Origin of the sequence: Paraburkholderia sp. XV, from assembly GCF_020177535.1 — a bacterium.
Lineage (GTDB): Bacteria > Pseudomonadota > Gammaproteobacteria > Burkholderiales > Burkholderiaceae > Paraburkholderia > Paraburkholderia caribensis.
The window spans coordinates 95,409-117,205 of the sequence record NZ_JAGUUD010000013.1 but is presented as its reverse complement, the minus strand read 5'-3'; the positions used below and the strand labels follow the sequence as shown (position 1 = coordinate 117,205).

20 protein-coding genes are annotated in these 21,797 nt (G+C 63.9%); 6 read left to right on the top strand and 14 right to left on the bottom strand.

The window, feature by feature from the left end; all coding sequences use genetic code 11:
- Positions 1 to 317 precede the first annotated feature (317 nt).
- From KFO72_RS10200 to KFO72_RS10190, 3 genes are all read right to left on the bottom strand, one after another.
- Positions 318 to 1,637, bottom strand: coding sequence for an MFS transporter (locus tag KFO72_RS10200; RefSeq protein WP_054929894.1), 1,320 nt, complete (start codon positions 1,635 to 1,637; stop codon positions 318 to 320).
- A 211-nt stretch (positions 1,638 to 1,848) separates the two neighbouring features.
- Positions 1,849 to 2,607 (bottom strand): SDR family oxidoreductase, encoded by a 759-nt coding sequence (locus tag KFO72_RS10195; RefSeq protein WP_062915602.1) that lies wholly within the window; start codon positions 2,605 to 2,607, stop codon positions 1,849 to 1,851.
- 57 nt (positions 2,608 to 2,664) lie between these two features.
- On the bottom strand, positions 2,665 to 4,104 hold the full coding sequence (locus KFO72_RS10190; protein WP_054929896.1) for an aldehyde dehydrogenase family protein: 1,440 nt from the start codon (positions 4,102 to 4,104) through the stop codon (positions 2,665 to 2,667).
- A 309-nt stretch (positions 4,105 to 4,413) separates the two neighbouring features.
- Here KFO72_RS10190 and ppa point away from each other — a divergent pair, with 309 nt between their 5' ends.
- Entirely contained in the window at positions 4,414 to 4,941 is a 528-nt protein-coding gene (gene ppa, locus KFO72_RS10185) for an inorganic diphosphatase (RefSeq protein WP_054929897.1), read from the top strand.
- A gap of 124 nt (positions 4,942 to 5,065) precedes the next feature.
- Here the strand turns inward: ppa and KFO72_RS10180 are convergent, their stop codons facing one another.
- From KFO72_RS10180 to KFO72_RS10170, 3 genes are all read right to left on the bottom strand, one after another.
- Entirely contained in the window at positions 5,066 to 5,392 is a 327-nt protein-coding gene (locus tag KFO72_RS10180; protein WP_054929898.1) for an H-NS family nucleoid-associated regulatory protein, read from the bottom strand.
- A 164-nt stretch (positions 5,393 to 5,556) separates the two neighbouring features.
- Positions 5,557 to 5,910, bottom strand: coding sequence for a GIY-YIG nuclease family protein (locus KFO72_RS10175; protein WP_225031983.1), 354 nt, complete (start codon positions 5,908 to 5,910; stop codon positions 5,557 to 5,559).
- A gap of 19 nt (positions 5,911 to 5,929) precedes the next feature.
- Complete coding sequence (locus KFO72_RS10170) at positions 5,930 to 7,102, bottom strand: GNAT family N-acetyltransferase (RefSeq protein WP_060600021.1); 1,173 nt, start codon at positions 7,100 to 7,102, stop codon at positions 5,930 to 5,932.
- 312 nt (positions 7,103 to 7,414) lie between these two features.
- Between KFO72_RS10170 and KFO72_RS10165 the strand changes: the two genes are divergently transcribed.
- Together KFO72_RS10165 and glnK are read left to right on the top strand one after the other, a co-directional pair.
- Complete coding sequence (locus tag KFO72_RS10165) at positions 7,415 to 9,472, top strand: NAD(+) synthase (protein ID WP_054929950.1); 2,058 nt, start codon at positions 7,415 to 7,417, stop codon at positions 9,470 to 9,472.
- Positions 9,473 to 9,604: 132 nt separating this feature from the next.
- A complete protein-coding gene (glnK, locus tag KFO72_RS10160; protein ID WP_007587958.1) occupies positions 9,605 to 9,943 on the top strand; it encodes a P-II family nitrogen regulator in 339 nt (112 codons plus the stop codon).
- A 257-nt stretch (positions 9,944 to 10,200) separates the two neighbouring features.
- Here the strand turns inward: glnK and KFO72_RS10155 are convergent, their stop codons facing one another.
- The 5 genes from KFO72_RS10155 to KFO72_RS10135 form a co-directional block, all read right to left on the bottom strand.
- Complete coding sequence (locus KFO72_RS10155; protein WP_054930025.1) at positions 10,201 to 11,310, bottom strand: porin; 1,110 nt, start codon at positions 11,308 to 11,310, stop codon at positions 10,201 to 10,203.
- A gap of 578 nt (positions 11,311 to 11,888) precedes the next feature.
- Positions 11,889 to 12,674, bottom strand: coding sequence for an ABC transporter ATP-binding protein (locus KFO72_RS10150; protein WP_054929951.1), 786 nt, complete (start codon positions 12,672 to 12,674; stop codon positions 11,889 to 11,891).
- A gap of 30 nt (positions 12,675 to 12,704) precedes the next feature.
- Positions 12,705 to 13,418, bottom strand: coding sequence for an ABC transporter permease (locus KFO72_RS10145; protein ID WP_054929952.1), 714 nt, complete (start codon positions 13,416 to 13,418; stop codon positions 12,705 to 12,707).
- Complete coding sequence (locus tag KFO72_RS10140; RefSeq protein WP_054929953.1) at positions 13,415 to 14,104, bottom strand: ABC transporter permease; 690 nt, start codon at positions 14,102 to 14,104, stop codon at positions 13,415 to 13,417. The genes KFO72_RS10145 and KFO72_RS10140 overlap by 4 nt, the downstream gene beginning before the upstream one ends.
- A 298-nt stretch (positions 14,105 to 14,402) precedes the next feature.
- Positions 14,403 to 15,179 (bottom strand): ABC transporter substrate-binding protein, encoded by a 777-nt coding sequence (locus tag KFO72_RS10135; protein WP_060600025.1) that lies wholly within the window; start codon positions 15,177 to 15,179, stop codon positions 14,403 to 14,405.
- A gap of 533 nt (positions 15,180 to 15,712) precedes the next feature.
- Between KFO72_RS10135 and KFO72_RS10130 the strand changes: the two genes are divergently transcribed.
- Positions 15,713 to 16,420 (top strand): pirin family protein, encoded by a 708-nt coding sequence (locus KFO72_RS10130; RefSeq protein ID WP_225031982.1) that lies wholly within the window; start codon positions 15,713 to 15,715, stop codon positions 16,418 to 16,420.
- A 128-nt stretch (positions 16,421 to 16,548) separates the two neighbouring features.
- Here KFO72_RS10130 and KFO72_RS10125 read toward each other — a convergent pair whose 3' ends face one another.
- On the bottom strand, positions 16,549 to 17,097 hold the full coding sequence (locus tag KFO72_RS10125) for a periplasmic heavy metal sensor (protein ID WP_060600027.1): 549 nt from the start codon (positions 17,095 to 17,097) through the stop codon (positions 16,549 to 16,551).
- 223 nt (positions 17,098 to 17,320) lie between these two features.
- Here KFO72_RS10125 and KFO72_RS10120 point away from each other — a divergent pair, with 223 nt between their 5' ends.
- Positions 17,321 to 18,046 carry a response regulator gene (locus KFO72_RS10120; RefSeq protein ID WP_007587938.1) on the top strand — a complete coding sequence of 242 codons (726 nt, stop codon included), beginning with the start codon at positions 17,321 to 17,323 and terminating at the stop codon, positions 18,044 to 18,046.
- Positions 18,030 to 19,358: an ATP-binding protein gene (locus KFO72_RS10115; RefSeq protein ID WP_054930027.1), complete on the top strand. Its 1,329-nt coding sequence runs from the start codon at positions 18,030 to 18,032 to the stop codon at positions 19,356 to 19,358. The genes KFO72_RS10120 and KFO72_RS10115 overlap by 17 nt, the downstream gene beginning before the upstream one ends.
- A 105-nt stretch (positions 19,359 to 19,463) precedes the next feature.
- On the opposite strand, the gene KFO72_RS10110 is transcribed toward KFO72_RS10115, so the two are convergent.
- Together KFO72_RS10110 and KFO72_RS10105 are read right to left on the bottom strand one after the other, a co-directional pair.
- Entirely contained in the window at positions 19,464 to 19,730 is a 267-nt protein-coding gene (locus tag KFO72_RS10110; protein WP_054929957.1) for a hypothetical protein, read from the bottom strand.
- A gap of 190 nt (positions 19,731 to 19,920) precedes the next feature.
- Positions 19,921 to 21,600, bottom strand: coding sequence for a sensor domain-containing diguanylate cyclase (locus KFO72_RS10105; RefSeq protein ID WP_054930028.1), 1,680 nt, complete (start codon positions 21,598 to 21,600; stop codon positions 19,921 to 19,923).
- Positions 21,601 to 21,797 lie beyond the last annotated feature (197 nt).

The window sequence follows — 21,797 nt, the reverse complement described above, 5'->3', positions numbered from 1 at the left end:
TGCGGCGGCAAAGAAAAGTAGGTGCCGCCCCGCACAGGGGCGACGCGTGAAGCACACTAACAATGCGCGGATGCCAGCGAAAGCAAAGGCCGACACCCCGAACGGCGATGCCTAAAGCACGCTAACAATACGCGGATGCCAGCGAAAGCAAAGGCCAACACCCCGAACGGCGATGCCTAAAGCACGCTAACAATGCGCGGATGCCAGCGAAAGCAAAGGCCAACACCCCGAACGGCGACGCCTGAAGCACGCTAACGAATCGCGGACGCCAGCAAAAAGCACAGGCAAACCAAAACCGTCAAAAGCACCGGCAATGCTTACCTATTCACCAGCCTGGAAGGCACACTAACGGCCAACACCCCGCCAAGCACCATAAACGCCGCGAGCATATACATCCCAGCCGCATTCCCCGCGGTAGCCTGCTTGAGCCAGCCCACTGCATACGGGCTAAGAAACCCGGCCAGATTCCCAATGGAATTAATCAGCGCAATCCCAGCGGCCGCACCCGTGCCAGCAAGAAACGACGTAGGCAAACTCCAAAACAGAGGCAGCGTAGTCAGAATACCCATCGTAGCCAGCGTAAGCCCGGCCATCGCAAGCGTCGTGTTCTGCGCCCATACGACCGAAAGCACCAGCCCAAGGGCCCCGACAAAGCCCGGAACGGCAACGTGCCAGCGGCGCTCTCGCGTGCGGTCGGCACTACGCGCGACGAACACCATCGCCACAACGGCAGCAGCAAACGGAATCGCCGACAACAACCCGATCGTGAACGCGTCAGTGACACCCGTCGACTTGATAATGGTCGGCAGCCAGAAGCTCACGCCATACAGCCCCATCACGAACGAAAAATAGATCAGGCTCATCATCAGCACGCGCGGACTCAGCATCACCTTGCCGATAGCATGATCTTCCTTCGTCGCGTCCTCGGCAGCGATGTTGCGCTCCAGCAGCTCGCGCTCTTCCTGCGTCAGCCACTTCGCCTTCGAAATGCGGTCGTCGAGCACGACGAACACCAGAATGCCGACGACAATCGACGGTATCCCTTCGAGCAGGAAAAGCCACTGCCAGCCATGCCAGCCGTTCGCGCCGTCGAACGCCTTCAGGATGTAGCCGGAAATCGGCCCGCCGACCACGCCCGAAATCGCAATCGCCGTCATGAACCAGGTCGTCATGCGCCCGCGCCGGTGCGCCGGATACCAGTAGGTCAGATACAAAATGATGCCGGGGAAGAAACCCGCCTCCGCCAGGCCCAGCAGAAAGCGCATCACGTAGAACATCGTCGGCGTGGTGACGAACATCGTCAGCATCGACACGATGCCCCACGTCACCATGATCCGCGCAATCCAGACCCGCGCGCCGACGCGATGCAGAATGACATTGCTCGGCACTTCGAAGATGAAATAACCGATGAAGAATATCCCCGCCCCGAAGCCATAGACGGCGTCGGAAAGGCCCAGGTCCGCGCTCATGCCGAGCTTCGCGAAGCCGACGTTCACGCGGTCCAGGTAAGCGACGACATAGCTGAGCATCAACAGCGGCGTCAGACGCCAGGCGACTTTTCTGTAGGTCGCCTCTTCAAAGGTGGAAGGCGGCGCGCCTGCGCCGGGATGGTGGAGCGGATTCGCAGGACTGGACACGCTTGTCTCCTATCGACCGGCGTCGGCGCGGCAGCGCTTCACGCTGGTCTTACGCAAAGCTCGTTATTGTGGAAATGTCGTACCGCCAGTTCGCGATTCTAAACTTTCAACGCGCGCTGAATAGCCGCCCAGCGTCGGGGAAAACACTGAGTTTTCAAAGGTTAAGGCGCATTTTCGTGGGCGGTGCGAGGCGCGCGCGCCGCCCGTTGCGCTACACGCAGCGTCCGCCGTCCACTTCGAGACACACGCCCGTGATGAACTCGGCTTCATCGGATGCGAGATAGAGCGCGGCGTTCGCGATGTCCTGCGGGGTCGAGAAGCGGCCCAGCGGGATGCCCGCCAGAAACTTCTGCCGGTTCTCCGGCGTGTCGTCGACGCCCATGAACTCCTTCAACAAACCCGTCTCGCCGATCACCGGGTTCACGCAGTTCACGCGGATGCGATCCGGCCCAAGCTCGACGGCCAGCGCCTTGCTCGCGACGATCACCGCGCCCTTGCTGCCGTTGTACCAGACGAGTCCCGGGCGCGGCCGCACGCCCGCCGTCGACGCGATATTGACGAACACGCCGCCGCCTTGCTCGCGGAAGTACGGCACGAACTCATGCACGCTCCAGTAGATGCTCTTCACGTTGACGGCGTACACGCGGTCGAACTCGTCTTCCGTGACGTCGAGCACGGGCTTGTTGCGATGCGTGGTGCCTGCATTGTTGACGACGATCTGCACGCTGCCGAAGTCCTCGATCGCGGCGGCGCGCAGCGCGCTCCAGTCGCTTGCCCGCGTCACGTCGCCCGCGACGGCGATGGCCTTGCCGCCCGCCAGTGCGATTTCGCTGGCGACGCGTTCGGCCGCCGCGCCGTTCAGGTCGTTGACGACGACGTTCGCGCCTTCGCGCGCATAGGTCTTCGCGATGCCTTCGCCGAAGCCCGAGCCGCCGCCCGTGACGATGGCCGTTTTGCCGGTCAACCGCATGATGTCTCCTGTTGTTGTAGGTGCAAAAACGCTGGGTTGTCGTGAGTGAGCCGTGCCTCAGCCGTGCCGGATCGCGACGGTCTTCAGCACCGTGAAGCCGTACAGCGCTTCGAAGCCCTTCTCGCGGCCGTGTCCCGAATGCTTGACGCCGCCGAACGGCAATTCGACGCCGCCACCCGCGCCATAGTTGTTGATGAAGACCTGCCCCGAGCGCACGCGGCGCGCGATCCGCATCTGCCGGCCGCCATCGCGCGTCCAGACGCCTGCGACGAGTCCGTAGGGCGTGCCGTTGGCAAGCGTGAGCGCCTCGTCTTCGTCGGCGAAGGGCAGCGCGGCGAGTACGGGGCCGAACACCTCTTCGTGCGCGAGCCGATGCGCGGGCGGCACGTCGCGCAACAAGGTCGGCGCCTGATAGAAGCCGGTTTCCGGCGCCTCCGCAATCACTTCGCCGTGCGCTGCCATCGGAATGCCGTCATGCTGCGCGTCGGAGAGGAAATCCCATACGCGGCGTTGCTGTTTCGCGCTGATCAGCGGCCCGCAATCGAGGTCCGCATGCGCCGGACCGACGCGCAATGCATTGAACGCGGTGGCGAGGCGGTCGAGCAGCGGCTCGTAAATGCTCCGCTCGATCAGCACGCGGCTGCCCGCCGAGCAGGTTTGCCCGGCGTTCTGCACGATCGCGTTGACGAGCGTGGGCAGCGCGGCGTCGAGATCGGCGTCCGCGAAGACGATTTGCGGCGACTTGCCGCCCAGTTCGAGCGTGACGGGCACGTGGTTTTCGGCGGCCATCTGCGTGACGAGCTTGCCCGTGTCGGGCGAGCCGGTGAACGAGATGTGGTCGATGCCGGCATGGCGCGCGAGCGCGGCGCCCGCTTCATGGCCGAAGCCGGTGACGATATTGAGCGCGCCTGCAGGCAGGCCGGCCTCGGCCGCCAGCTCGGCGACGCGCAGCACGGACAGACACGCATCTTCGGCGGGCTTCACGACGCACGCATTGCCCGCCGCGAGCGCCGCGCCGACGCTGCGCCCGAAGATCTGCATCGGATAGTTCCACGGCACGATATGACCCGTCACGCCATGCGGCTCGCGGATCGTGAAGACCGTGTAGCCGTTCTGATAGGGCAGCGTTTCGCCGTGCAGCTTGTCGGCGGCACCCGCGTAGAACTCGAAGTAGCGCGCCAGCGCGGCCGCGTCGCCGCGCGCCTGCTTGAGCGGCTTGCCCGTGTCGCGCGCTTCGAGTTGCGCCAGTTCCTCGTGGCAGGCGGCGACGAGCATCGACAGCCGGTACAGCAGGCGTCCGCGCTCGGCGGCGCTCACGGCGCCCCATGCGCCTTCGTAGGCGCGGCGCGCGGACTGGATTGCGGTGTCGATGTCGGCGGCTGTGCCGCGCGCTAGCGTGGCAAACGGCTGGCCGTCGGAGGGATCGATGACGGGGATCGTCTCCCCGTTCGACGACGCGGTCCATTCACCGCCGATGAAGTGTTTCGCTTCTTCCACACATGCTCCTTGCCCGGTTGGGCGGTCAGGCGGACAACGAAAGAAACAACGAAGAAATGACGAAAAAGACAGGCGAGGGCGGTTGCGTCGCGCAGGGTTTGGCGGCGCACAGCGGCCGGCCAGATGCGCGGCTGCCCGGTACGGTCACACGCGTTCGATGATTATCGCGCCGATCGCCACGCGGGTGTCATCGGCCGATTGGCTATAATGGCGCATTCCGCCGTGTCCGGGTTGCGGCGCTGCGTCCCGTATGGGGATGCAGTGCGCGCCGTGCGCCTTATTCCCATTTCTTCCTGATCAGAGAGCGCCATGAGCTTCAATCACGTTCCCCCTGGTAAAGACCTCCCGCAAGACTTCAACGTCATCATCGAAATCCCGGCGCAAAGCGATCCGGTGAAGTACGAGGCCGACAAGGATCTGGGCCTGCTCGTCGTCGATCGTTTCATCGGCACGGGCATGCGTTATCCCGCGAACTACGGCTTCATTCCGCAGACGCTGTCGGGTGACGGCGACCCCGTCGACGTGCTGGTGATCACGCCGTTCCCGCTGCTGGCGGGCTCGGTGGTGCGCGCACGCGCGCTGGGCATGCTGCAGATGACGGACGAGTCGGGCGTCGACGCGAAGCTGATCGCCGTGCCGCACGACAAGATCTGCCCGATGACGGCGGACCTGAAGTCGATCGACGACGTGCCGCAATATCTGAAGGACCAGATCAAGCACTTCTTCGAGCAATACAAGGCGCTCGAAAAGGGCAAGTGGGTCAAGGTGGAAGGCTGGGCGGGCATCGACGCCGCGCACAAGGAAATCACGGAAGGCGCCGCGAACTACAAGAAGTAAGTCGCGCGTTTTTCGAGCCTGAATGCAAAAAGACGCTCCTTCGGGAGCGTCTTTTTTTGCACGCTACGGTCCGGGCACCGGGTGGACCCGCGAAACTCGCGGGTGGACCGGGCGACCCGGCGCGTTAGCGCGGGCTGATGGTCGCGAGGCGGCTACCCGCAAACGGGTCGTTGCGCCAGTCCACCGACGGGCGTTCCTGCTTGACCTTTTTGGCCGGCTTGTCGACCGCAAAGTGTTCCGGCGATTGCCCGGCGCTGACGGCGTTGCTGAGCCACTGGGGCATCGCGCCGTTGCCGTCCCACGTTTCGCCAAACGGGCTGCGATAACGCACCGATTGCTGACGCCGGCGTTCCTCGGCAAGCGCCGCGGCCAGGTCGGCCACCTTGATGCCTACCTTCGCCATGCGGCGGCGCAAATACGCAATCATGCTGTCACGCTTTCTTTCGTCCATTTTTTCACCTCAAGAGGTCTGGGTATCGCGTCGGGTGTCGAGGCGTCGCCGGGTTTCGGATGCGCGGCGCCGTTGCAATGACGAAAGTATCTGTTCGAGTCGAAACGGCGTCCAGACGCTTATCCTGAAAACACTGTTGCACGCGACGGACAAGCCACGCCGCGTCAGGTCTCCGGGTCGCCGGCCGCCGGATCGCCGGGCGCCGGATCGTCAGCCGCCGGATCGTCAGCCGCGACTTCCTCGATCACAGCAGGCAGCACGGATTCGAGCGTCCGCGTACCGGACGCCAGTTCCCATTTCCGCGCTGCCGCAAGTTGCTTGACGCGGTATTCGGCGCGCAACGCGCTCGAACGGTCGGCCAGTTCGAACGACGCCAGCAGCCGCACCGGCTTGCGCGAGCGCGTATAGCGCGCGCCCGTGCCGCTGCAATGCTTGTCGAAACGGGCCTGGACGTCGGTGGCGATGCCCGTGTAGACGCTGCCGTCCGAGCATTCGATCAGATACAGAAACCACGGCATGGCGCGCGCCTGTTCCTCGTTATTCCTTGAACGGATTGTGTTCGCGCAGTTCGTCGACATACGCGTGAATATGATTCTTTTCGTTGTCGAGAAAGTGCCCGACAGCGTCCGAAAACGCGGGATGCGCGAGCCAGTGCGTCGAGCGCGTGACGGTGGGCATGAAGCCGCGCGCCATCTTGTGCTCGCCCTGCGCGCCGCCTTCGAACACGCCCAGCTTCTGCTCGATGCAGAACTCCAGCGGCTGATAGTACGCGGTTTCGAAGTGCAGGCAGGGGACGTGTTCGAGCGCGCCCCAGTAGCGGCCATACAGCGTGCCGCCCGCGTTCGCGCCGTCACGCTGGTAGACGACGAGCGAGCTCGCGATCGGCTTGCCTTCGTACTCCGCGATCACCATCATCAGATTTTCCGGCATCGACGCGCCGATCATCCGGAAGAAGTCGAGATTCAGATACGGACTCGAAAAGTGTTCGCGGTACGTCTGCCGATAACACTTGCTGAAGAAGCGCCAGTCGGCGTCGCGGATGTCTTCGCCGAGCAGGCGCCGGAACGTGACGCCCGCGTCGCGCACCTTGCGCCGCTCGGCGCGGATGTTCTTGCGCTTCTTCTGTTCGAGGGTCGAGAGGAAGTCGTCGAAGTTGCGATAGCCGTCGTTGAGCCAGTGAAACTGCACGCCCTCGCGCAGCATCATGCCGAGATCGGTCAGCGCTTGCGCTTCGCTTTCGGTCGGAAACAGCACATGCAGCGACGACACGTCGGCCTGTTCCGCGAACGCCACGAGCGTCGCGGCGAGATGGCGCAGCGCGTGCGCGTCGGCGGCAATCAGGCGCGTGCCCTGCACAGGCGTGAAGGGTACCGCGCACAGCAGCTTCGGATAGTAGGGCAGGCCATTGCGCTTGTACGCGTCGGCCCACGCCCAGTCGAACACGTACTCGCCGTACGAGTGTCCTTTTGCGTAGACGGGCGCAGCTGCTGCCAGCTTGTCCGTGCGCGGATCGGTCAGCGTGACGAATTGCGGCGCCCAACCCGTATCCGCGACGGCGCATCGCGTCGCGTGTAGTGCGCTCAGGAATTCGTGGCGCAGGAATGGAGTGGGTTGCGCCTGCTGGTTGAGCAGTGCATTCCATTCGGCGGCATCGACTTCGAGCGGCGAAGCGAGAATGCCTGCGCGGTAATCAAAACGTTCCTGGTTCAATCTGTTCGACCGTTGGCGATCCGTGCTCTTCCGCAGATTCGCGGCGCGTCAGGATCGGATAAGGCTGATAGGCGAATGTCGCGCGCCTTTTTTTGCTTGCGCCCGGATGCAACGGTACCGGGCGCAGGCCCGTGGGCAGCGCGGCGAACGGCCATGTTAAAGCAAATGCGCGCCCGTAGTGCGCGGCGTGGCCTGCCGGCACACGCGATCGAGACCTTGAATGCGCTTACGGCTTATCATCTACGCTGATCGATAGCAGCTGTTTCGCGCGCGAGCGTTTCTCACCGTTCGCGCGCATTAGGAATCCCGGACATGAAAGGCAACTTCTTCAACCTGTATTCGCACCGTTTTGCACGTGTCGCGGTGGGCGTGCCGCGCTGCCGCGTCGCCGATCCGGCCTTCAATGCCGACGAGACGCTAGCGCTAGCGCGCGAGGCCGCAGCAAAAGGCGCGGCGCTCGTCGCGTTCCCCGAGCTCGGCCTGCCCGCCTATACCTGCGACGACCTCTTCCATCAGCGCGCGCTGCTCGATGCATGCAAGACCGCGCTGGCAAAGATCGTCGACGCGTCGAAGACGCTGCCCATTGCGTTGATCGTCGGCATGCCGCTGCAGGTGGACCACAGCCTGTACAACTGCGCGATCGTCGTCGCGCGCGGTGTCGTGCTGGGGGCGGTGCCGAAGACGTATCTGCCGAACTACGGCGAGTTCTACGAGGCGCGCCAGTACACACCCGCCGACAGCGCCGTCGCGCGCGATATCGAACTGCTCGGCCAGCGCGTGCCGTTCGGCGCGTCGCTGCTGTTCGAACTGACCGACGTGCCGGACTTCCGCTTCCACGTCGAGATCTGCGAGGACGTGTGGGTGCCCATTCCGCCGTCGTCGTTCGCGGCGCTCGCGGGCGCGACCGTGCTGGTGAACCTGTCGGCGTCGAACGTCGTGGTCGGCAAGTCGGGCTACCGGCATCAGCTCGTCGGCCAGCAGTCGGCGCGCTGTCTCGCGGCGTATCTGTACACGTCGGCGGGACGCGGCGAATCGTCGACGGATATGGCCTGGGACGGCCAGGCGCTGATCTACGAGAACGGCGAGATGCTCGCCGAGTCCGAACGCTTTCTCGACGACTCGCACATGATTTTCGCCGACGTCGATCTCGAACGGCTTTCGCACGAACGCATGCGGCAGACCACCTTCGGCATGTCGGTGCAGCGGCACAAAGATGAAGCGGCGAAGTTCCAGATCGTGCGCTTCGCGATCGGGCACGACGCGGCACAGGCGCTGCCGCTTGCGCGCAAGGTCGAGCGCTTTCCGTACGTGCCCGCCGATTCGCGCCGCCGCGACGAGCGTTGCAACGAGGTCTACAACATTCAGGTACAGGCGCTCGTGCAGCGGCTGTCGGCGTCGAATATCCAGAAGGTGGTGATCGGCGTGTCGGGCGGGCTCGACTCGACGCATGCGCTGCTCGTCTGCGCGAAGGCGATGGACCGTCTGAAGCTGCCGCGCACCAACATCATCGGCGTGACGATGCCGGGCTTCGCCACCAGCGACCGCACGCTCAAGCAGGCGCGCGAACTGATGAGCGTGGTCGGCTGCACGGCGATGGAAATCGATATCCGGCCAAGCTGCGAGCAGATGCTGAACGACCTCGGCCATCCCTATTCGGCGGGCGAGGCGAAGTACGACATCACCTTCGAGAACGTGCAGGCGGGCGAGCGCACGAACCATCTGTTCCGTCTCGCCAATTTTCACAACGGCATCGTGATCGGCACGGGCGATCTGAGCGAGCTGGCACTCGGCTGGTGCACATACGGCGTAGGCGATCACATGTCGCACTACAGCGTGAACGCGAGCGTGCCGAAGACGCTGATCACGCATCTGGTGCGTTGGGTCGCGGAGACGGGCGCCGTCGGCAAGAGCGGCTCGGACACGCTGCTCAACGTGCTTGCCACGGAAATCAGCCCTGAGCTCGTGCCGGGCAAATCGGCCGGCGCGATCGAGCAGAAGACGGAGTCGTTCATCGGGCCATACGAACTGCAGGACTTCAATCTGTTCTACATCCTGCGTTACGGCTTTTCGCCGTCGAAAGTCGCGTTTCTCGCGCTGCACGCGTGGCGCGACAAAGAGCAGGGCGGTTGGCCGGAAGGCGCGCATGTGGAGCGCAACGAATACGATATTGCCGCGATCAAGCGCAATCTCGGCATCTTCCTGTGGCGCTTCTTCAAGACGAGCCAGTTCAAACGCAGTTGCGTGCCGAATTCGCCGAAGGTCGGCTCGGGTGGTTCGCTGTCGCCGCGCGGCGACTGGCGCGCGCCGAGCGATTCGGAAGCGGCCGTCTGGACCGATGACCTCGCAACCGTTCCGGACAAAGCCGCCTGAAATCAGTCTTTATCTGCCGTTGAGCGCGGCTTACTGCACGCGTTGCCATGGCCGGTGCTGGCAACGTGTGCGCTGCGGCGTAGAATCAACGCATCCGAACCTTCCTTTTTCCGAACCGAGACGAGGCCCGCCATGAAACGCATTACCGCCGTCATCAAACCCTTCAAGCTCGACGAAGTCCGCGAAGCGCTCGCCGAAGTCGGCCTGACCGGGCTGACCGTTACCGAAGTCAAAGGCTTTGGCCGCCAGAAAGGACATACCGAGCTGTATCGCGGCGCCGAATACGTCGTCGATTTCCTGCCGAAAGTGAAGATCGAAGTCGTCGTCGCAAACGATCAATGCGATCAGGTGATCGATGCGATCATCGGCGCGGCGCGCACGGGCAAGATCGGCGACGGCAAGATTTTCGTCGCTGACGTGGAGCGTGTGATCCGCATTCGTACGGGCGAGGAGAACGAAGCGGCTGTCTGAGCTTCAGTGCGGGCGTTGCGCCCGTCGTTAGAAAATGATTCTCGAAAAAGAAGCATCGGCGTTGCACCGCGCCGGTGCTTTTCTGCACGAGCGAAGTGCCTGAGCGACATGCCCGCGCGACATGGATAACGCGCTTGCGCTTTATCGCGCAGAAATAAAAAAAGGTGCGACACCCTTTCGGACATCGCACCGATACGCGCCTCTCGCAGCAGCGTGAAAACCGTTTCTGTTACAGCTGTTCTGTTTGCACCGTTCGATTAGAACGAGTGCTGGATACCTGCGTACACGCCCGTCTGGCTGTGGCCGATCAGCGGGTTGTCGGAAGCCACGGTGTTGCCCGCCGGGTTGGCGTTCAGGCCGTAGTTAGCCGTCTTGCTGTTCTGGACCGTTGCGACCTGGAGGTCGAACAGCGTGCGCTTGGACAGGTTGTACGAGCCACCCAGCGTGTAGATCGTCGCGTTGCCCGCGCCATTGTTGCCGTTCACGTGGTAGACCGCGCCGATCAGCGCTGCTGCCGGCGTTGCTTGCCACGTCACGCCACCCCATTCGTGATCGAGCGTGGTCGGCGTGCCCGGCGTTGCTGCCGTGATGCCCGACGTGCGAATTGCCTGGTACGCGCCCTGAATCTTGAACTGGCCGAGGAACACGTTGAATGCAGCCGTGTACTCGCGTGAGAAGTTGTACGAGTCGTTCAGGCCACCGTTTGCCGGGTTGCGGATTTCGTCATAGATACCGCGAACCTGGAAGAGCGACGACGTGTACGTGACTTGCGCACCGGCTTCGCGACCTTGAGCGGTCGTGCCGTTACCGTTCCAGTTCGTCGCATTCGACAGCGCGTATTGGCCGTAGAAGTCAAGGCCAGCGATCTTCGGCGACTGGTAGGCTACGTTGTTGCTCGATTGCGGCCAGTTGCGGCCACGCACCAACGATGCCGACGACCAGTTCGACTGACCGAAGGGATCGAAGTCCCACACGCCGTTCGAGATGAACAGCATGCGGCCCATCGTGAACGTACCGTACTGGTCGCTTGCGAAGCCGACGGTTGCCCAACGATTGAAGAGACCGCCGCCGCCCGGGCCAGCACCCGTCATCGTGTTGAACGAGCCTTCCAACTGGAACACGGCCTTGTAGCCGCCGCCCAGATCTTCAGCACCCTTCAAGCCCCACAGGCTGGTACCCCAGTCGCCGCTTTCTGCGCGGAAGCGGTGCGAACTGCTCTGTGCGACACCCGCTGCGTTCGGGTTCGTCGGCACACCCGACATGTACTCCAGACCAGCGTCCAGACGCCCGTACAGCGTCACGCTGCTCTGTGCGTGTGCGGCAACGCCGAAAGTCAGCAGCGCTGCGGCAGCCAAAGCTTTCTTCATCTTCTCCTCCATACCCTGTCAAAAAGTAAAGCCAGTACTGCGAGTGGTGCCCGGACGCCAGCAGCGCCGAGCAGGAATCTTTTCCAGGGAGATGCGCGGTGACCGGTTCTGATGTCGACGTGCAGCCTTTCTGGCTGTCTGATCGTCATGCCGATCCCTCGCGACCGGTATCTCCTGTTCGTTCGTTTTGAAGTGAAACTACTTTTCTTGAACTTTGTTTTGCTACTTTCGTTACTAATTTAGCAAAATACCCTTCGGTTGGCGAATAAATTAGTGATGCTCGGTAAAGATGTCTCTAAATTGCAATACCAATATGGGACAAGTGGCGGGCAGAGCGCTGCGAAGGCCCGTCTACGCCTTGTCGCGCAAGGGACACACCGTTGTTAATGACTTGCGTCAAGGATTGCCACTATTGACGGAGAGAATCGTCGGGAGTAGGCGCGTTTTAGCGACCATTCGCGCAGATGTTGGGATGACGAAGCTTTAGGGCTTGCAGGAAGGCGAGGGCGACGCCGCGCAGTAATGAAAAAGGGCGCCCGGTAAGCGCCCTGTAATACTACATAAACTACATTGCAGCCTTATTTCAGGCTTCCCGAGAGGAACTGCTTCAGACGCTCACTCTTCGTGTTCCTGAACACTTCGTCAGGGCGGCCTTCTTCTTCGACGCGTCCTTGATGCAGGAACATCACGTGATTCGACACGTTGCGCGCGAAGGCCATTTCGTGGGTGACGACGATCATCGTGCGGCCTTCCTCGGCGAGCGTCTGCATGACCTTCAGCACTTCGCCGACGAGTTCCGGGTCCAGTGCCGACGTGGGCTCGTCGAACAGCATCACGTCGGGGTTCATCGTCAGCGCGCGGGCGATCGCCACGCGCTGCTGCTGGCCGCCCGAGAGATGCGACGGATACTGCTTCTCGAGACGCGGCGCGAGACCGACTTTCTCCAGATACGTGCGGGCGCGATCCTCGGCTTCCTTACGCGGAATGCCGAGCACATGCAGCGGCGCTTCGATGATGTTCTCGAGCACCGTCATGTGCGTCCACAGGTTGAAGTGCTGGAACACCATGGAAAGCCTGGTGCGCATCTTCTGCAACTGCTTGGGGTCCGACACGCGCAACGCGCCGTGCTTGTCCTTCAGCGTGCGGATCTCCTTGCCTTCGACGAAGATGCGCCCGGCGTTGGGCTGCTCGAGAAAGTTGATGCAGCGGAGCATCGTGCTCTTGCCCGAGCCGGACGAGCCGATCACGCTGATGACGTCGCCGCGGTTCGCGCGCAGCGTGACGCCCTTGAGAACTTCGTTGTCGCCGTACTGCTTGTGCAGGTTGTCGACGAAAAGCATTTGCGGTGTAGCGGGAGTGTTCATCGGGGTCCTTGACTTGCTATGGTCGGCGCCTTACTTGCCTTGCGGGCGCAGATAAGCGAGCCAGCGGCGCTCGGCGCGGCGGAACAGCCAGACGAGCCCAAAAGAGATGATCAGGTAGAGCAGGGCGGCGATGCCGAACGCGTCGAACGAACGATACGTTGCCGAGTTGACGTCGCGCGCGATCTTCAGGATGTCGGGCACCGTCGCGGTGAAGGCGACCGTGGTGGCGTGCAGCATGAGGATCACTTCGTTGCTGTAGTACGGCAGTGCGCGGCGCAGCGCCGACGGCAGAATCACACGGCGATACAGCGTGAACTGCGACATGCCGTACGCGCGCGCGGCCTCGATCTCGCCGTACGGCGTCGCCTTGATCGCGCCCGCGAAAATCTCCGTCGTGTACGCACAGGTGTTCAGTGTGAACGCGAGTAGCGTGCAGTGCATGCCGTCGCGGAAGAACGCGTTGGTGAGCTCATTCGAGCGGATGATCTCCAGGCTATACAGGCCCGTGTAGCAGAGCAACAGTTGCACGTACAACGGTGTGCCACGGAAGATATACGTATACAGCCAGACCAGGCTCGACAGCCACTTCTTCTTCGACACGCGCGCGACGGCGAGCGGCACCGACAGACAGAAGCCAAGGCCAATGGATACGACCAGCAGCCACAACGTGATTGCAACGCCCGTGAAGCGGTAGCCGTCCGTATACAGATAGTTGCGCCAGTATTCGTGGATCAGCTCGATCATAGTTCCGCCTTGCGCACGCCAGTCGAGTAGCGTTTTTCGAGGTACATCAGCACGAAGTTCGAGACCGTCGTGATGAGCAGATAGATGGCGCCCGCCATCAGCGTGAAGAAGAAGAACCGCAGCGTGCCCTTGCCGGCATCCTGTGCCGCCTTGACGACGTCCGCGAGGCCGATGATCGACACGAGCGCCGTCGCCTTGACCATCACCTGCCAGTTATTGCCGATGCCCGGCAGCGCGAAGCGCATCATCTGCGGGAACATGATCCGCGTGAATACCTGCCAGCCCGTCATGCCGTACGCGGCGCCCGCTTCAAGCTGGCCACGCGGCACGGCGAGAAACGCGCCGCGGAACGTCTCGGTGAAATACGCGCCGTAGATGAAGCCGAGCACGGCGACGCCGGCGACGAATGGATCGATGTCGATCTGATCCCAGCCGAGCATGTCGGTGAGGTTGTTCAGCCAGATCTGGATGCTGTAGAAGAGCAGCAGCATGAGCACGAGATCGGGGACGCCGCGAATCAGCGTCGTGTAGACCGTGCCGGCGCCCTGTGTGATCCTGTTCTTCGACAGCTTCGCGGCCGCGCCGAGCAGGCCGAGCACGAACGCGAATGCGAGCGACAGGATTGCCAGCTTCACGGTTTGCACCGTGCCGGCAAAGATGAGCGGGCCGTAGCCTTGAAAGAACATAGTGGGTCCTTGACGACGCTCCCGGGCGCCGCGAAAGACGCGGCACTCCGTACGCTGCTGCGGTTCGTCCGAAGGCGGATGCCTTCGATGTTCCCCGTGCGGCGCACAGCATGCCGCTGTGCGAATCATGACTGCCTGGCCGGTACTACCTGGCTGGCCGGCAGCGCGTTTTCCTGCCTTGTTCTACTGCGTTGTTGCTCTCGGTCCGACTTTATTACGAAGCCTGCAGACTGGCCCATCCGGGCCAGCCCCGAGCTTGCGCCGCATCTGAGGCGATGCAGCGGATTTTCAGTGCCTGTTACCGGCTCTGGTAAATATCGACGTCGAAATACTGCTTTTCGAGCTTCGTGAACGTACCGTCCTGGTGAAGCTCGGCAAGCGCCTTGTTCAGCTTCGCCTTCAACTCGCCGTCTTCCTTGCGCACGCCGATGGCCGTCCCTTCGCCGAGCGTCTTCGGGTCCTTCACTTCCGGGCCCGCCCACGCGAAATCCTTGCCGCGCGGCGTTTTCAGGAAGCCCGCGTCGGCCTGCAACTCGTCCTGCAGCGCGGCGTCGAGACGCCCGGTTGCCAGATCCGCGTAGACCTGATCCTGGTTCGGGTAAGGCACGATCGTCACGCCTTTCGGCTCCCAGTACGCGTTCGCGTACGCTTCCTGCGTCGAGCCCTGCTCGACGCCGACGTGCTTGCCTTTCAGGGATTCAACCGTCGGCAGCAGCGGCGAGCCCTTCTTCGCGATCATCCGCGCGGGCGCGTCGAACAGCCTGTCGGAGAAGTCGATCTGCTCGCGGCGCTTGTCGGTCACGGTCAGCGACGACACGATGATGTCGAACTTCTTGCCCTTTAGCGCCGGAATGATGCCGTCGAGATCCTGCGCAATCCATACGCATTTGACGTTCATCTTCGCGCACAGCGCACGGGTCAGATCGACGTCGAAACCGACCATCTGGCCGCTCGGCGCCACGGATTCGAACGGCGGATAGCTGGCGTCGACCCCGATACGCACGGTTTTCCATTCTTTTGCCATGGCACCCGAAGCCATCACGGCGAGCGCCACGCACAGTGCGTACTTCTTCATGTTTCTCCTGACTTCCCGGTCGCCGCGTGCCTGCTTGCGGTGACGCAGCCCGTGTGCGGCCGGCCGTCGCCATTCTAGGCGGACAAAAATAGGCTGCCCGTTCCGGCGGCGGATTGTTTGGGCCCGCAGGCCTGTTCCACATCGCCCGACGCCGCCCTTGCCCGGTCCGCTTCGTGCGCCATGCGCCCGTGACCTTGCGTTCCGGCCGGACCCGCGTTGCCGGGTGCGCCGTCCGGACGCGGCACGCGCGTCGACCCATTCCAAAAAGCGCGGTATTTTACCCGAACCGGCGAGCCACGCCAGTGCTTGCGGCATCGAAAAAGCCCTTTGCCGCCAGAGACATGCACGCGCGACACGCGGTCACGGCGGGCGGCCGCGCATCCTTGCCGCGCCGCGGTGGCCGATGCAGCGTGCATCACGCGGCTTTCGGGTATTGCCATCATTTATGAAACGATCCGGTGCGGCGGCGCGGATTGTGCCTCGCGGGCGCAGCCCATACATTCCTGTCATCGGCAATTTTCATGGAGATTCAGATGATCAGGATTCGTCGTTCCGACGAGCGCGGCCACGCCAACCACGGCTGGCTGAACGCCAAACACAGCTTCTCGTTTGCCGATTACCACGATCCCGAGCACATGCACTTCGGTCCGCTGCGCGTCATCAACGAGGACCGGATTGCTGCGGGGCAGGGTTTCGGCACGCACGGGCATCGCGACATGGAGATCGTCACCTATGTGCTCGACGGCGCGCTGTCGCACCGCGACAGCCTCGGCAACGGCTCGACGATCCGCCCCGGCGACGTGCAGCGCATGAGCGCGGGCACGGGCGTGATGCACAGCGAGTTCAACGGATCGCAGGAAGACCCGCTGCATCTGCTGCAGATCTGGATCATCCCGAAACGCGCGGGCGACGCGCCGGGCTACGAGGAAAAGCGCTTCACCGATGCGGACAAGCGCGGGCGGCTGCGCGTCGTGGCGGCGCCGGACGGCCGCGACGGCGCGGTGACGATCCACGCCGATGCGTCGATCTACGCCGGTCTCTTCGACGGCGCGGAACGTGACGAGCTTGCGCTCGCAGCGGGGCGTCAGGCGTATGTGCACGTTGCGCGCGGCACCGTCACGGTCAATGGCGAGGCATTGAAGGCGGGCGACGCCGCGATGATCACCGATACCTCGAGCGTCACGGTCGAAAACGGCGAGGGCGCGGAAGTGCTGCTGTTCGACCTCGGTCAGCTGCGTTGAGCGAGGCGGGGCTTTCGTTCATGCCGTCCGTGCTGCCCGTGCTGCCGGAGGCCCATGAAACAACGCCACGGAAGCTGCCTTCCGTGGCGTTGTGTTGCGCGTCTATCAGGCAACGCGGCTAACCCGCCTCAAGGTTTCACCGCCGACGCCGCAGCGTCGCCCTGATGCTTTTCCCAACGCTCGCGCATCTTCTGATGACGCTGCTCCATCTTCGCGAAGTGCTGCTTGAGCGCGGTGCTGACGGTGGTCTTCTGCTGGTCGTTCAGGCCGTTATAGAAGTTCAGCCATGCCGTCGACGTCTGCTCGCGCAGTTGCGCGTCCTTCTGCTCGATCTGCTGATGCGCGGCGTGCATCGCGTTCAGGTCGAGAATCGGTTGCTGCTGCATCTGCTTGAACTGCTGGCGCATCTGCTCGTGGTTCGCGCGCTCGGCCTCATGGCTTTGCTTCATCGTGTCGAGCGCGGCTTGCCATGCCTTTTCCTGATCCGCGTTCAGTTTCAGTTGCCCGTGCAACTGGTTCAGTTCCTTCATGAAGCCGCCGTGGTGCCAGCCCGGACCGCCGTGACCCATGCCGGGACCGCCGGGGCCGCCTTGCGGCTGCGCGGCGAAGGCGGACCCGAGACTCAGTGCGAGCGATGCAGCGGCAACGGCGAGAAAGCGTGATGTTTTTTTGGACATTACTGTGCTCCTTGATCAACTGGCCGACGATGCCGCCCGTCTCGAAAGTGGACCAGCGCGCATTCGGTAAGGCACAGCGTAGAGGGATCGAATGGAGGCCGTGTTACGCGTATGCTTGCGGAAGTTACGTGACATTACGTGTGCCTTTCGCGGTAACACCCGGTAACCCTTTCGGGGTCAGTAGGGGCGGAAACGCAGCGGGGCGCGCGTTACACTCCAAGCCATGGCTACTCAAATTCTTGTCGTCGATGACGACGTCGAACTGCGCGATCTGCTGCGCGACTATCTGGCCCGGCAAGGCATCGAAGTGTCGGTGCTGCACGACGCCAGTTCACTGGAGCGCCGCATCGAGCGCGAACGGCCCGACCTGATCGTGCTCGACCTGATGATGCCCGGTGTCGACGGCCTCACGGCGTTGCGCAAGCTGCGCGCGTCAGGCGACGACATCCCCGTCATCATGCTGACGGCGCGTGCGGACGACGTGGACCGCATCGTCGGCCTGGAACTCGGCGCTGACGACTACCTCGGCAAGCCGTTCAACCCGCGCGAACTGCTGGCGCGCGTGCAGGCGGTGTTGCGCCGCCGCAAGACGCTGCCGTCGGCGGCCGCGCCCGAACAGCGCGAGCCGTTCTCGTTCGGCCGCTTCACGCTGGACTTCCAGTCGCGCACGCTGCATCAGGAAGGCAAGCCGCTCACGTTGTCGGGCAGCGAATTCGCGCTCCTGAAGATCTTCGTCAATCACCCGATGCGCACGCTCACGCGCGAGCGCCTGCTCGAACTGCTGCACGGTCCCGAATACGATGGCACCGACCGTGGCATCGACGTGCAGGTGTGGCGCCTGCGCCGCATTCTCGAAACCGATCCGTCGGTGCCGCGCTTCATTCAGACCGTGCGCGGGCGCGGATACGTGTTCGTCCCCGATGGCGAGCAACATGCGGCGTCCAATTGATTCGTTGTTCGGGCGGCTCGCGCTGCTCGTCGTCTGTGTGTTGCTGGTGTCGCATTTCGCGTGGTATCTGCTAGTGCGCTTCGAGCGTAACCAGTCGCAGACGCGCTACGCCGTCGAAGAAGCCGTGTTCCTCGTCGACGCGGTGCGCGACCACGTCAGGCGCGAGCCGGATCAGCCGCTGCCCTCGCGCGTGCGCCTCGTCGATCCTGCGAGCGCCGACGTGCCGCCCGACGTGTCGAATTTGCCCGCGCCGCTCGACCGTTTCGTCGACGACGTGCGCGACCGTCTGCCCACCTCGACGCAGGTGCGCGTCGGCACGCCGGGCAAGCCGCCCGCGCTGTGGGTCCGCGCGGCGAGCGACCCAAGCTGGATCGTCGTGCCCGTGCAGCCGTTGCGGCCGCCGCGCTCGCTCGACCGGATGGTCCTGTGGCTCGGCATCATTTTCTCGGCTGGCGTGATGGCGGCGCTCTTTGCCGCGTGGCAGCTGCAGCAGCCGCTGCGCTCGCTCGCGCAGGCGGTGACGCGCTTCGGGCGCGGCCTGCCCGTGCCGCCCGTGCGCGAGCGCGGCCCGCGTGAATTGCGGCAGCTGACGCACGGCTTCAACCAGATGGTGCAGGAGGTCGCGCGTACCGAGCACGATCGCGCGGTCATGTTGGCGGGCGTCGCGCATGACCTGAAGACGCCGCTTGCGCGTCTGCGGCTGCGCGCCGAGATGATGGACGATGCGAAGACGCGCGACGGCGTGGTGCGCGACGTCGATTCGATGACGCATATCGTCGAGCAGTTTCTGGTGTTCGCGCACGACGGCGGCGACCGCAGCGAACCCGTCGAAGTCGATTCGCAGTGCGAGCGCGTGGTGCGCAGCTATCGCGCAGTGTCGGGCGGCGCGCCGACGGTGCAAACGGATCTGCGCGCCGGTCCGGGCTTCATGCTGCCCGCCGCCACGCTCGATCGCATCCTGTCCAACTTGCTCGACAACGCGCATGCGTACGGCGCGCCGCCCGTCATCGTGGCGACGGCGCGCACGTCGCAGGGTTTCACGCTGGCGGTCACGGACAACGGCAGCGGCATCGCCGCACAGGATCTGATCAACGCGAGCCGGCCGTTCGTGCGGCTCGATCCGGCGCGCGGCGGCAATGGCCATAGCGGGTTGGGCCTTGCAATCGTCGAGCGGCTCGTGCGGCGTGCGGGCGGCGAATGGCAGATCGGCAACAACGATGCGCCAGACGGCGGGCGAGGCCTGCGCGTGCAGATGACGTTCCCGCTGGAAACGGTGTCGCGCACGGTGGCCGCGTCGGAAATCGTCTGGTGAGTGCGATGGGCCGCGCGCTTCGGCTGCGCGGCATTCGGAAACGGGCTCGGGGCAGCGTGATGGCAGGTGCCCCGTCTTCGCCGTTGGATCAAACAGGCAGCATGCCTATTCGGTGAAGAGCGTGTTGAGCGCGGCGGCGGCTTCGCTGTCCACGGTGTTCCACGTCACCGTGTCCGCCTCGAAGATGTAGTGCGTCGTGTACTTGCCGAGCCGCGAGAGAATTTCTTCCTGTATCACTTCGGGCGCCACATCCAGCTTCAGATACCACGCGGTCGACGACAGGCGCGTCTGAAACGCGCCGTACTCTGCGAGCAGATGATCGAAGGCGTCAGCGTCCTGATCGCGGCAGACGATGACCAGATTTCCCTTCATGCGAACTCCGGGGGAGCGTAGAGCGGTGATCACAACTTTCGGATGAAAGTCGATGATACCTGCTTAAGCTCCACTTGCCCGGCGGCATCGCCGTGCGCGATGCAGCGTGCATCGCTGACCGGTCAGCGAACGTTGCGCGTGCTTACCGGCCTTCATCGGGCGTTATCGGGCGTTATCGGGCTGACTGGCTTCACCAGGCATTGGCGGGCGTGCGCGCGGGCGGCGCGGTATCGTCGGGCGGCACGGCCTCGCTGCGGTCGCGTCCGCCCTGTTTCGCGGCATAGAGCGCCTGATCGGCGCGGCTGATGATGCGCTCGGGCAGATCTTCCGCCGACAGTTCCGTGATGCCGATGCTCACGCTCAGGCCGACCGACTGCGGCAGCTTCGCCGACGGCGTCGCCTTCAAACGGACGCGCAACCGCTCGACCACTTCGAGGCCGGTGCCGAGCGGTGTTGTCGGCAGCAGAATGCCGAATTCCTCGCCGCCCAGCCGGCCGATCGCGTCGCTGCCGCGCAGCTCGGTGCGGCAGGTGTCGACGAAGTGTTCGAGCGCGCGGTCGCCCGCCGCGTGGCCGAAGCGGTCGTTGATCTGCTTGAAGTGGTCGAGATCGGCGATTGCCATGCACAGCGGCTCGCCCGTCGTGCGCGCGCGGTCGATTTCATGACGCAGCAGATCGAGGAAATAGCGCCGCGACAGCGCGCCCGTGAGCGCGTCATGACGCGCTTCCGCGGACAACAGCGTGTTCGCCGACTGCAGCTGCTCGGCCAGCACGCGGGTGGCGCGGTGATGGCGCCGCTCGCGCAGATACGACACGGTGATGACCCAGGCGAGCGCCACCGTGCCCGCGAGCGTCAGGAACACCAGCAGATGATCGCGCTTGTGATTGCGCATCAGCTCGGGCCACGCGATGAGCGGATCGACGAGGTGCGCCGACAGCCCCGAGTTCAACCCGCCGCGCGACTGGTAGAGCGTCGGGATCGGCTGGCCCGGCATGTCGAATAGTTGATCGGCGATCGCGGTCGGCACCCACGGCGCGTCGCCGCGGACCTGGCTCTTGACGGGCTGGATCTGGATGGTTGCGAACTGGTCGCGATGATAGGTGTTCATGCGCTCGGCCGCGTTCATCTGAGTGACGCGCGAGTTCGGCATGGCCTGGCCTTCGAGCGCCGCGTTGTGCGCCATGATGACCACGCCGTTGTCGTCGGTGACGAAGGTGCCGGCGTGCGCGACCCAGTGGCGCAGCCGCGCGATGCCGACCTTGGCGACGATCGCGCCGACCAGCAGGCCGTCGTCATAGACGGGCGCCGAGATGAAGATGCCCGGCTCGCCGCTCATGCGGCCTACGCCGTAGGCTTCGCCGAAGGCGCCGAGCAGGGCGTTGGTCAGGTAGCTGCGCGAGCGCATGTCGAGCCCGACGAACGAATGCGCGTTTTGCGCGTTGCTCGCCGCGACGCACAGCCCGTTGGCGTTGACCAGCCAGATGATGTCGAGGCCCGAGAAGCCCTGGGCGTCGCGCAGGAAGCCGTTGATGCCCGCCAGTTCGGGCGACTTCAACAGTTCTTCGCGATGGGCGGGTTCCAGGTCGACGCCCGACGCGGCATAATTCTGCGAGTGCGTCAGCGCCTGCTGGATCACGCCGAGTTCGGCCATGGTGGCGGGTATGGCCCGCGACATCGCCAGGTCGCTAGCAATCACTTCAGCCATGTTGTAGACGATCGAGGCGGACATCTGCCGCTGCTGGCGCAAGGCGGTATCCAGTTCTTGCTGTACCATCCGGTCCGCGACCAGGCCGGAGGCGAGCCAGCATGCGAGCACGACCAGCACGAAGCTGGCCGGTCCCAATGCCTGGCGCAAGGTTGTCCTTTTCATCGACCCTCTGATCCGTCTGACTGATTCATGCAACAACGTCTTTCGTTGCAACGCGCTGGCGCTGGGCCGTTCCCGCTGATCGCCGCCGTGCGCCGCACGGAGCCAGGATAAATGCGCCGCGCCGCCGTCCTCGTCGCCGTCGGCCAGCAGGTTTCGCCGCATCCCGATTTTAACCGCCGCACGGCCCGGCGCTAGCC